This is a genomic window from Pedobacter sp. 01N416, from assembly GCF_056399685.1.
This window is the reverse complement of the sequence record NZ_JBFTRT010000079.1, coordinates 1-11,926: the sequence shown is the minus strand read 5'-3', so window position 1 is coordinate 11,926 and position 11,926 is coordinate 1. Positions and strand designations below refer to the sequence as shown.

The 11,926-nt window shown below is 39.0% G+C and carries 9 protein-coding genes; 5 read left to right on the top strand and 4 right to left on the bottom strand.

Annotated features, from left to right (window positions below; genetic code table 11):
• Window positions 1-121: 121 nt before the first annotated feature.
• Window positions 122-679, bottom strand: coding sequence for a hypothetical protein (locus tag AC1DND_RS06710; protein WP_477580147.1), 558 nt, complete (start codon window positions 677-679; stop codon window positions 122-124).
• Window positions 680-705: 26 nt separating this feature from the next.
• Complete coding sequence (locus AC1DND_RS06705; protein WP_477580145.1) at window positions 706-1,413, bottom strand: DUF2071 domain-containing protein; 708 nt, start codon at window positions 1,411-1,413, stop codon at window positions 706-708.
• Between the two features lie 538 nt (window positions 1,414-1,951).
• Here AC1DND_RS06705 and AC1DND_RS06700 point away from each other — a divergent pair.
• The 5 genes from AC1DND_RS06700 to AC1DND_RS06680 are packed head-to-tail and all read left to right on the top strand — an operon-like array spanning window position 1,952 to window position 9,190.
• Complete coding sequence (locus tag AC1DND_RS06700) at window positions 1,952-3,262, top strand: SWIM zinc finger family protein (protein WP_477580143.1); 1,311 nt, start codon at window positions 1,952-1,954, stop codon at window positions 3,260-3,262.
• Window positions 3,259-4,719, top strand: a complete 1,461-nt coding sequence (locus AC1DND_RS06695; RefSeq protein ID WP_477580141.1) for a DUF5691 domain-containing protein — start codon at window positions 3,259-3,261, stop codon at window positions 4,717-4,719. Before AC1DND_RS06700 ends, AC1DND_RS06695 begins: the two co-directional genes overlap by 4 nt.
• Window positions 4,720-4,731: 12 nt before the next feature.
• Window positions 4,732-5,814, top strand: coding sequence for an ATP-binding protein (locus AC1DND_RS06690; protein ID WP_477580139.1), 1,083 nt, complete (start codon window positions 4,732-4,734; stop codon window positions 5,812-5,814).
• Between the two features lies 1 nt (window position 5,815).
• Entirely contained in the window at window positions 5,816-8,041 is a 2,226-nt protein-coding gene (locus AC1DND_RS06685) for a DUF5682 family protein (protein ID WP_477580137.1), read from the top strand.
• A 9-nt stretch (window positions 8,042-8,050) separates the two neighbouring features.
• A complete protein-coding gene (locus tag AC1DND_RS06680) occupies window positions 8,051-9,190 on the top strand; it encodes a VWA domain-containing protein (protein ID WP_477580135.1) in 1,140 nt (379 codons plus the stop codon).
• Window positions 9,191-9,360: 170 nt separating this feature from the next.
• Here AC1DND_RS06680 and AC1DND_RS06675 read toward each other — a convergent pair whose 3' ends face one another.
• Together AC1DND_RS06675 and AC1DND_RS06670 are read right to left on the bottom strand one after the other, a co-directional pair.
• The gene (locus AC1DND_RS06675) at window positions 9,361-11,058 is read right to left on the bottom strand and encodes a TonB-dependent receptor (protein WP_477580134.1); all 1,698 of its coding nucleotides are present in this window, start codon (window positions 11,056-11,058) and stop codon (window positions 9,361-9,363) included.
• 4 nt (window positions 11,059-11,062) lie between these two features.
• Window positions 11,063-11,926: tetratricopeptide repeat protein (locus AC1DND_RS06670; RefSeq protein WP_477580132.1), on the bottom strand; the 864-nt coding region annotated here is incomplete at its 5' end.

Here is an 11,926-nt window from a genome sequence, read left to right as displayed (position 1 = left end):
CATTTATTGTGATCGGCTGTACATTAAATATTTTCATTGGAGCGTATTTAAAATGTATTAACAGTTAGTTTATGAGGTTTATTCTCAATTTATATTGGCGAAACTTTTGTAAAATCTTTTCTTAAATTTTACTAACCAATTTCAAGGTTTTTAAGTCGTAAATTAGAATTTCACCCTTATCCGTTTTGTCGTACTTGTTATTGTTGTTGGTGTCAACGTGCCCCGTCACAACAATAGTTCCTGTTTGTTTGTTCACAACCCAGGTCCTTACGAAGAGTTTGTTATCCGTTAACTGTGTTCTTTTTTGTCCGTCAGGAGATAAGATTATAACCTGTTTTGGGTCATTCCAATCAATTCCCTTTTTTTCGTCAAGATCAATAGTTTGAGCAGAAATAATAATTTGGTTAATGCCCAGGTGATCAATCTTAACTTGTTCCAGTTTTTCAAAATAACCATCACTCGGGAAATCTACCTGTTTGGTTTGCCCGTTTTTAGTGTTAACAAACAGCAGGTATTTGTTTTTAGCATCAGGTATTTTTCCCCAATTTTCAACACTTGCAATTACATAATCTGTGCCTTCAATTTCTGTTAATTTGTTGAAATGAGTATAATTGTTTTTATCCTGACCATAAGAGGACAGGGAGAAAATACTTAAGATGGTTATGAATATTTGCTTCATTCTTGTTTGACCTATAATGTTTATACTTATTTATCTGGTTCACTTTTCCATTCATGCTCAACGTTTGTCATAAGCAGCGCATTGTCAAAAGTCACCGATCCCGGTGGGAAAAAATCTTCGTTTTCAAAAAAACTTGATTTTACTTTCAAAACCTCAAGTGGCCTAACTTGCCAATGGTATGCTTTTAATCTGAGGCCATCAAATTTGTCTTTATTTGGTGAATATCCAAGGTCGCCGTTTTCAAAAAAGTCAGATGCATTTTCTAGTGTTTTAAAAATTGATTTATTGTTAAACAAAGGAGTCTCATTAGCATCAATTAATATCTCGGTATTATCTGAGCTCTTAAAGCTAATTTGGTAATTTCCGTTTTCTTCTTCTATGTTGAATTTTGCATGAAAGTGTTTGCCAGGAAATATTCGTCCACCAACTAGCGCATTTAATTTTAGCGAAGTATCCCGACGTGGTATATAAACTCCAGATTTTGTTATACCATCCTCATCCCATTCAACTGCAATTCGATGCGCACCATTTTCAGAATTTACGCCCATAAAGTTTGGTAACCCTTTTGGTTTTATATTTTTTAGTCTGATTAGACAGATTCCAACAATGGCCTTTTCCATATAAACTTTTGGCCTAAAAGGAAAGGGAATCAATTCTTTCACAATCTTTGAGTCGGCTGTGAAGTTAATTAAGATTCTTCTGTCAATATATCCATGTATTGTTGGGATTCTCATGCCGCTTTAATTTTTCCGCTAACTGAAGTAAATATAGTCGAAATCACAACAATATTAATGTTGTTCAATTAAGAGATAATATGTGACGTGAGCTTTGGGCTTAATTTCGTAATTGCGAACTGAAGCAAGGGTTTTGCGTAGGGGGGAGCGCCTGCTAAGCAAGCTTGAACACCGTTAAAACAATGAGCTACAAATGAAAAATCTTTTTTGATGATAATTCAGGGATAGATTGCTTCGGCTCGCTCATATCCAGCTCAGCAATGATGTCTACTTTAATTATGTACAACGAATTGATAATCAATTAAAAATATACAAAACTCGCGTTATGTATTAATAAAAAATGCCTCCAATTTATTGTTGCCATTTTTTTATATTATATTTTGATGAATTTTTAGTGGGGCATGTTATGGATTGTACGGAATTTTTATATTTGGTTTTAACTTCTGCTAAATAGATTATACGCTCAAATGAAAAAAATAAACGGTAAAATCCAATCCTCATTTCCCAGAACATATCTGCATAACACCAATAAAAAGGGATGAAGTTTACTCACGAACAGATTTTAAAGTTTGCTCCTGATGATGCATCTGTAAAAGCAGGGAAAGCATTGGCTACGCCATCGAAATGGGTGGTTACGGCCGTTCACGAAAAGGCACTTTGGGGTGATTGTCAGGGGAGCGGTAAAACACCCTATAAAACCATTGTCGATTTAGGCAACCTTGCTTTTAAATGCTCTTGCCCGAGTAGGAAATTTCCTTGTAAACATGGCTTGGGTCTACTTTTTTTATATGTTTCCCATTCATCGATTTTTTCCGAGGAAAAAGATCTGGCGCCACAAGTAGAAGAGTGGATCAATAAACGCTCTGCGAAACAGGAAGAAAAAAAGCCTAAAGAAGATGTCGTAGTAGATGAAAAAGCTCAGCAAAAAAGAGTAGAAGCAAGGGCTAAAAAAGTTGATTCAGGTATCGAAGAACTACGGTTGTGGATCAAAGATTTAGTGCGTACCGGTATCATGCGTATTCCGCAGAATGCCTACGATTTTAACAAAAATATAGCTGCAAGGATGGTGGATGCGCAGGCTGGTGGTTTAGCTAACAACCTCAAAAGGTTAAGTAACATTAATTTTTATAAAGAGGGTTGGCAAAAAACACTGATCAAATCGCTAAGCAAAACCTATCTGCTTACAGAGGCCTACAAAAATCAGGAACTGCTGGCCGATGATCTTAAACAGGAAGTAAGGTCGCTGGTTGGGTGGAACACACTAAAAGATGAAATACTAGCCACTACAGGTGTAACTGACGATTGGTATGTGCTATCGATTGATATTACCGAAGATAATAACCTGAAAACGGAGAAAATTTGGCTGTATGGTGAAAATACCAAGCGTTATGCGCTAATCATTAATTTTTATACAACGATTCAGGCTAATGCCAATAATCTAATATCGGGAAATGTTGTACATGCAGCGCTCGCTTTTTATCTATCACCCTCACCTTTAAGGGCTTTATTTAAAGGCGAAGTTCGAAAAGAAAATGTACAGCTTTTGCCAGAAACGCAAAGCAATATTGCCGATCTTTTTAGCCACGTTTCGGGTTTATTAACCATCAATCCATTTGTAGAAGAAATTCCTTTTTTACTATCTTCTGTAAAGGTCGTTTTCGAAAACGAAACCTGGTTGCTGGTCGATACGGATCAGAAATCCATTTTATTGAGCAACCTCGAAGATGAATGTTGGGTAATCCTGTCCATCACCAAGGGCAATGCTTTTGTATGCTTTGGGATTTATCAGAACGAGCAGTTCAACGTAGCGTCGGTTTTTATAAATGATAGATATTATCCGATAAAATGAGTGATCAGAATATTATAAAAACAGCCCTGTTGGGTACTGATAAAGTGCAGTTTGATCCGACACCCAATTTAATCGGAATAGGGAACCGAATTATTGCTGGGCAGGTAGATAAAGAAGATGCTTTTTTGAAAAATGCTGCGGTAAATTTCCTGTATAACGAATCCGGTAGGTTGCCTAATGTTTGTAGTCGTGTTCAGGAAAGCTGCCCGGATGAAGAAAAGGTCGAATTAGATGCATTGACTGGTTTTCAGATCAAATCGGCGCTCCAGTTAAAAGACGATGTGTTATTTTATTACCTTGTTTACCGTACCAATCAGGCCGATAAAATATTTGGTGCCGATCTGGTTCCCGATGCCTTAAATAAAGCTTTATCACAGAAAAAGAAAGCCGAAGCAGTTTTAACAGCCTGTGGTGAAACCGGAAAATGGCTCGCGGGCATCAATAAAAATTGGTCGCAACTTTTTGATTTCGCTCCATCAGGGCAGGATTGGGAAACAGGCAACCTGGAATGGCGCTTAAACTATTTTGCAGGTTTAAGAGCGGAGGCACCATCAGATGCTTTGGCTTTATTAAATGATCTGCAGCAGGAAAATGCGAATGTAAGGGCCGAATTTATCGCTTTATTGGAAATTAATCTTTCCATTAACGATGAAACTTTTTTAATGTCGGTTTTAAACGATAAGAGCAAAAAAGTAAAAGATATCGCCATTTACCTGCTTAAATTGGTGCCGGGCACCTCAATAAACCAACTATTTTTAAATCATCTCATCAATAGCCTGTCCGTTAAAGAAGAACGTGTACTGCTTGTTGCAAAGAAAAAAGTTTTGACCATTAACCCCGGGATTACACCAGGCGAAGACCTGCTTAAATACGGTTTAGAAAAAATCAGTTCGCAAAAAGGTGTTGATGATGCTGTTTTTTGGATAGCTCAGATTTTCGGATTTATGGATGTGGCAACACTGGCTTCAAAATTTAACCTTTCGGTAGAAGAATGGCTAAAATTAATGTTGAGCGATAAACATGCCGATATTTTTAAACCTTTTTTAAAAAATGCCGCAATCCATTTTAAAGATGCGTTTTTAAGTAAAAAACTACTCGAATCGGGGATTAAAGATGGAATCGAACTGCTAAAGTATGTTAATCCTAAAGAGCAGGCTACTTTTATTAAAGATCTGCTCGAAACAGATTTCAATAGGGTTCTCGATCTGGTGCTGGAAAGTTACGATATCATCGAAACGGCAATAGCTGAACGGATAATTAAAAAACTAATGGATAATCCTTATGCTATCCAAACCAATGTTTATCAAAAACTGGCCCTATCAATCCCAGATGGCTTGTTATCTCTATTGAAAAAATATGAAACGCCAGCTTCAGATAATTATCAGGTAAAATACTTCAGCAACCAGGTAGCAGGTATGATCCACTATATGGAGTTAAGGCAAACACTAAAATTTTAAAATCTAATTAACGTGGAAAATAACGTATTAAGACAATCTGCCGAACAACAGTTTAAGCAGGAAATCGAAGAATTAAAAAAAGAAGATAAACATGTGAAGCCTGTAAACTGGCAATTATCGCCACATGCCGTGATCGATTATTTAATGGGCAAAAAACTGGCTAATGGTTTTGAGATTACACCAAAATACATTGGTAACCGGAGGTTGATGGAAATAGCAGTAGCTACGCTTACTACCGATCGGGCATTATTGTTATACGGTTTACCGGGTACAGCTAAATCATGGGTTTCGGAGCACATTACTGCAGCCATTACAGGCAATTCTAACCTGGTGATACAGGGTACAGCAGGTACCAGCGAAGAAGCAGTGCGTTATGGTTGGAATTATGCCATGTTATTATCTGCTGGCCCGGTTAAGGAGGCGATTGTAGAAACGCCAGTGATGCGAGCGATGAAAGAAGGCAAAATTGTACGTATCGAAGAGCTTACACGGATCGCGGCCGATGTTCAGGATTCGCTGATCACCATTCTATCCGAGAAAATGTTGCCCATACCAGAACTGAATACGCAGGTGCAGGCGGTACAGGGTTTTAATGTAATCGCAACCGCAAATAACAGGGATAAAGGAGTAAATGAACTCTCGAGCGCATTAAAAAGGCGGTTTAATACCGTTATTTTACCTGTTCCTACTTCAATTGAAGAGGAAGTTAGCATTGTTGAACAAAGGGTAGCCAGTTTTAGCAAATCGATTCATCTGCCTGTTCAAAAATCCATTACAGAAGAAATTAAAAGGATCGTAACCATTTTTAGGGAACTCCGTAATGGGGTTTCGCTTGATGGTAAAACTAAATTAAAGTCGCCATCTGGTACGCTTAGTACTGCAGAAGCCATTTCAGTAATGAACAACGGGCTGGCTTTGGCCTATCATTTCGGCGATGGATCTTTAAAAGCTGACGATATTGCCAGCGGTATTATCGGCTCTGTGATCAAAGATCCCGTTCAGGATAAAATTGTGATGCAGGAGTATATGGAAACCGTTTTGAAACAAAAAGACGGATGGAAAGACATTTACAGGGCTTGTAGAGATATCGTTTAATATGTCTGTTCATCTTTTAGGGATCAGGCACCATGGCCCTGGATCTGCCCGGCATGTTTTAGAAGCACTGGAAAACCTTAAACCCGATATTATTCTGGTTGAAGGTCCGCCAGAGGGAGAGGTTATTTTAAAATGGGTGGCTGATCGGGAAATGAAACCGCCGGTAGCTTTGTTGGCTTACGTACCCGATAATCCAAAACAATCGGTGTTTTACCCTTTCGCCGAATTTTCGCCTGAATGGCAGGCTATAGGCTATGGTTTGAAAAATAAAATCCCGGTAAGGTTTATCGATATGCCGCTTATCCATAAACTGGTAGAAACACCTGTGGAGGAATCAGCAGAAACCACAGCGCCAGATCATATCAGTACGGCAGATGAAGTGATTGATTTTAGCCCTGTTACTAAAAATCCCTTATCCTATCTGGCAGAGATTGCCGGTTTCGACGATCAGGAAGAGTGGTGGGAACATCATTTTGAAATTGCCAAACAACCGGAAGATGTTTTTGCATCAATAGGAGAGGCAATAGGTGTATTAAGGGAAAGAGTAACGGAAAATAACAAGACCGAAAAAATCCGCGAGGCATTTATGCGCCGCGGTATCAGGCAGGCCGAACGCGAAATGTACAGTGTAATTGTCGTTATATGCGGTGCCTGGCATGTGCCGGCTTTACTGCATATGCCCAAGCAAAAGGATGATGATGCATTATTAAAGAACCTGCCAAAAACGAAAATCGAAACCACATGGATTCCCTGGACGAGCGACCGACTGGCTTTTGAAAGCGGCTATGGGGCAGGTTTAGATTCTCCGGGCTGGTATAAACACGTTTGGAACAACCAGAGCGACGATGGTACGAGGTGGTTAACCTATAGCGCCAATGTTTTCAGACAGAATAAGATCGATATTTCTTCGGCACACGTTATTGAAGCCGTTAGGTTAGCAAATACGCTGGCAGCATTAAGAAACCTGAACAAGGCCGGCTTAAAAGAACTGAATGAAGCTACCCAAACGGTAATGTGTATGGGTGATGAAATTCCGATGCAGCTGATCAGGAGGGAACTCATTATCGGTAACGATATGGGAACTGTTCCGGAAGGGATTCCACAAGTGCCGCTGCAAAGAGATTTCGAACAGCAGGTTAAAAGTCTGCGTTTAAAAGTAATCAACGAAGAAAAAACGATCAATTTAGATTTAAGGGAAGCCAGTGGTTTACAAAAAAGCATCCTTTTCCATCGATTATTGATATTGGATATCAAATGGGCGAAGCAAAGATATATTGCAGGTAAGGGTACTTTTAAAGAAGAATGGCTATTGTTCTGGTATCCAGAACTATCTATCTCATTGCTCGAAAAAGCTCCTTGGGGCAATACAGTCGAAGCTGCCTGTAATCACTATTTAAAACATATTTCATCAACCTGTAGCCACTTGGCCGAAATAACGCAATTGGTAACCAAAGCATTGCCCGCCGATCTGCACGAAGGGGTGCAACTGGTGTTGACAAGGATGGATGAACTGGCGGCGATGACATCGGATATTGCCATGTTGATGGATGCTTTTATTCCTTTAACTGAGGTAAGCCGGTATGGGAATGTGCGAAAAACTGATCAGGAAACCATAGGCCTTATTCTTCAATCGATCTTTTCGCGTTTAAATGCAGGTTTACCATCAAGTTGTTTGGGCATTGATGAAGAACAGTCTGTTATTATTACAGATAAGATCAAAACTGTAAATAAATCTATTTTGTTTTTAGATGATGAGGTAATGAAAAATGATTGGCTCGAAACCCTTTCTAAAATATTAAAACTTAAAAATGTAGTCCCACTGGTTCACGGAACCTGTTGTAAACTGTTGTACGATTCGAAAGTGATCGGTACGGAGGAAACCGCACTGGAGTTTAGCAGGGCACTTTCTGTAGGAAGCGATCCGGCTTATTCGGCTCTTTGGATAGAAGGGTTTTTAAAAGATGCCGCAACGGTTTTAATTTTTGACCACGAAATCTGGGATATCCTAAATAACTGGCTGGCCGGAATAAGTGGTGAAGTGTTTATAGAAGTTGTTCCTTTATTGAGGCGCACTTTTGCAGCTTATAATCCTTCCGAAAAAAATAGTATTGCACAAAAGATCAAACAAGTACCCTCATCGGGCAAAAATGTAGTGCATAAAGAAGAACTGGATGTAGCACGGGCAGAAATGGTTTTGCCGATACTCGAAAAAATATTGGGTTTTTAAACTTACACTATGAACGAAGAATTAGAAAAAAGGTGGCGGTTAATATTGGGCGGACAAACTCGGCAGGAGTTGGATATGGTGCTTACCAAAGTAGAAACTGGCATCGATAATACTTTAGAGGCTTTATATAATTCAGATCGAAAAGGAGGCTTAGGGCCTTCATCTCCAAATGTATCGAGGTGGCTGGGCGATATTCGCGAATATTTTCCACAAACTGTGGTAAAAGTAATGCAGCAGGATGCTATTAAACGCATTAATCTTACCTCAATGCTTACCGAGCCCGAAATGCTTGAAACACTCGTTCCTGATGTTCATCTGGTGGCCAACTTAATGACTTTAGGCCGGGCCATACCGCAAAAAACGAAGGCAACAGCACGTTTGGTGGTTCAGAAAGTGGTTGATGAACTAATGCAGAAGTTAATGTCGCCAACACAACAGGCCATTACCGGGAGCCTTAACCGCTCAGCGAGGAACAGAAGGCCCAAACACAATGAGATCAACTGGGCCGAAACCATTAAACGGAACCTTAAACATTACCAACCCGAATATAAAACCATCATTCCTGAAACCCGGATCGGTTATGGCCGGAAAAGGAAATCGATGAAGGACATTATACTCTGTTTGGATCAAAGTGGATCGATGGGAACTTCGGTGGTATATTCGGGGATTTTTGGTGCCGTAATGGCTTCTATTCCTGCAATTACCACCAAAATGGTTGTTTTTGATACTGAAGTTGCTGATTTAACCGAGGAGTTAAATGATCCTGTTGATCTGCTTTTTGGTGTTCAGCTGGGGGGAGGTACCGACATCAATAAGGCATTAACCTATTGTGCTCAAATTATAACAAAGCCGTTGGATACGGTATTGGTACTGATCACCGATCTATACGAAGGCGGGAATTTGGAAGCCATGAAAAATATGGCTGCACAGCTGGTTAACAATGGGGTACAATTGATTACGCTTTTGGCACTTAACGATGATGGCTCAACAGCTTTTGATCATCGAAACGCCGAATTTCTATCTTCTTTGGGGGTGCCCGTTTTTGCCTGTACACCTGATTTATTTCCTGAATTAATGGCTGCGGCATTAAATAAACAGGACATTAATCAATGGGCAGGTGATCATGATATAAAAGTGCATGCGAAGTAGTTAAGTAAAATTTTCTATATAGAACAATCGTCACCTCGACTGCATTGCACTCCGCTCGAAATGACGGAATTTATTGACGTAGATCTTCTTATTTAAACAATTCAAAAAAAATGCCTCCCGATTTCGGAAGGCATTTTTTGTTTCAGTAAGACTTTAGAGGTTTCTCTATCTTAAAACGAATACGTTAGTCCTCCGAAAATATTAAATCCGTTTACCTGATAGTACAAGTACCTGCTGTAGTTTGTATTTAAGATATTGTTTGCTTTAGCAAAAACAGAGAATTTTTTGTTGATGCGGTAATCAGCACCAAGGCCTAAATCTACGTAACCTTTAACCGTTTCAATAAGTTCTATATTGGTATTGGGAATTATGTATTGTGAAGCGGGAACAGGAGCGCCGGTATATACTTTAGCTTTAATATCATCCTGAATTACAACACCAGCGTTAAAGCTTAGTTTTTTATTATAGGTATAAACAAAGTTCGAACTTACTTTTAAACCCGGTTTAAACCAAGAGTAGGTTTCTGAGGCAGGTTTCCAATCGTCGATATTTAATTTACCTGTCCATTTTAAGGCATCGCTTACCTGAACAGAAATTTCACCTTCTAAACCTGTTAATTTCGTTTTACCGAAATCGTATATCACATCAAATTTGTTAAAGTCAGTAAAGTTGTTCACGAACAAAGGCATATCATCGAACTGTTTTACATATACGCGTGCTTTGTAACCAAAACCCGGTCCGCCGGTACCTTTAATACCAGCGCTGAAACTTAACTTTTCAACCGTGTTTTTAACTACAACATTGCTGTTTAACCAAGGGTTTTCATCGGTAAAGCCTTTTAACGAGTTTCTGTTTACATCACCTTTAACTTCTCCGAAAACCTGTAAATAATCAGGAATTAAAGTGAAATCGGCCGTAACGGCAGGGAATATTTTAGAGCTGCTGAATGCACCAAATTCCTGTACGAAATTTATCCCCGCTGTAATTTTAGCACCTTTAACCTGTAAACGGATATAAGGATTTAAGCGCAACAGGTTATTGCCAACACTGGTTAAAGCATCTTTGCTGTTACCAAATTCGGTTGATGCGGCTAAACCTAAGTTTAACGAGTTAATACGTTTGTTTACATAACCATTTAAGCTCAGGTAGTTTTCTTTTGCGCTGAATTTATCATTCCAGATATAACCATTGGCTTTTAAAGCATAACTAAAAGCATCTTCATCCTCTGTAAAGTTTTTTACCAGCTCACCTTCCAGTTCAATGGTGGTTAAGGCCTGTTTATCAGGGTTAGGGTTAAGCGTAGGTCTGGCATCATCTATACCATAAAAATAGGTGCCGTTACGTTCAAAATTAATGCGGCCACTAACTGTGTTTTGATCTAAAATACTGCGGCCAAAAACACTTAATTGTTGGTTACTGCTATTCTGTTTGTTCAGCTTTCCTTCCTGACTAAAATGTTTAAAGTATCCACCAATCTGTAAACCTTCATCTTTACCGGTGTTAAAATAAGCTTCGCCCAGAAGGGTAGCCAACGACCCGAATGCACCTTTTACATAATTGTTAACCAATATGCTTTCTTTTTCTTCTGCCAAAGCCTGTGCCTGTAACTTTTGGATATCGCTGTTCAATTCCAGCTTTCTATCTAAAATGCTATAGTTCAATTTTGCTTTGTAAGTTTTAACATCATCTAAATTTGGGCTTCGTCTCAGCTTTACAGCCTCGGCCAAAATTGGTTTATATGGACGAACTACTTCAATTTCTTCATTTACTACTGCTTTTTCATCGGCCTTTTTATCCTGCGCCTGTGCAGTCATTAATCCGGCAGCTAAAAAAAACAGTGAACTATATATATATTTAATCGATTTCATAATGCTACTTCTTCTGGTTTAGTTTTTCTAGTTTTTCTTTGGCTGTAGGGATAATATCATCCTTGCCTTCGTAATTATCAATTATACTGAGAAGAGTGCTTTTTGCCTGTAAATTATCTTTCAGGGCCACATAGTTATCAGATAAAAGGATAAACGCCTTTGCTACCCAGTAATCGTAAGCAGCCATGTTGTTAACCAGATCGAAACAGGTTTTAGATGAAGTTTTGAAATCACCTTTGTTGTATTCCAATAAAGCTAAATTATATTTTGCTTCTGCGGCAGCAACTGTTTTTGTTTTGGCCACTACATTTTTAAACTCCTTAATTGCTGTGGTGGTATCGCCTTTTAACAAGTAAGCTTTACCAGAGAATAAGCTCGAACTGTTTTTTTCTTCCTCAGAAGCTTTTTCCGACTCTTTGGTCAACTGTGCATATTTCAGCATGTCATCAGGCATGTTTAAAGCCGTGTAAGCCTTTAACAAATTGTTGATGGCAAAACTATAGTGCGACTTGTAATCGGTGGTAGTTTCTAATCTTTTCAGGTACACAATGGCCTCGTTGTATTTTTTCTGATTTAAGAACAATGTTGATATACTCACCAAAGAACGTTCTGTGTAATCGCTCGTCCAGTCGTTTAAGATAAATTCGTAATCAGGAATGGCTTCATCCGGACGACCTAATTTCACCAGCGATTCTGCCCTGATAAATTTAGCTTCTTTTTCATGGTTCGCTTTAGGGAATTTATCAAAGTAAGCATTTATCGCCTGGAATGCACCATTGGCATCGCCCTTTAAATAAGTGTTATTGGCTGCGGCAAAAACGATATTGTCTTGCTCCGAGCCCGAATAATTTCCAAGCGGGGTAGTTGC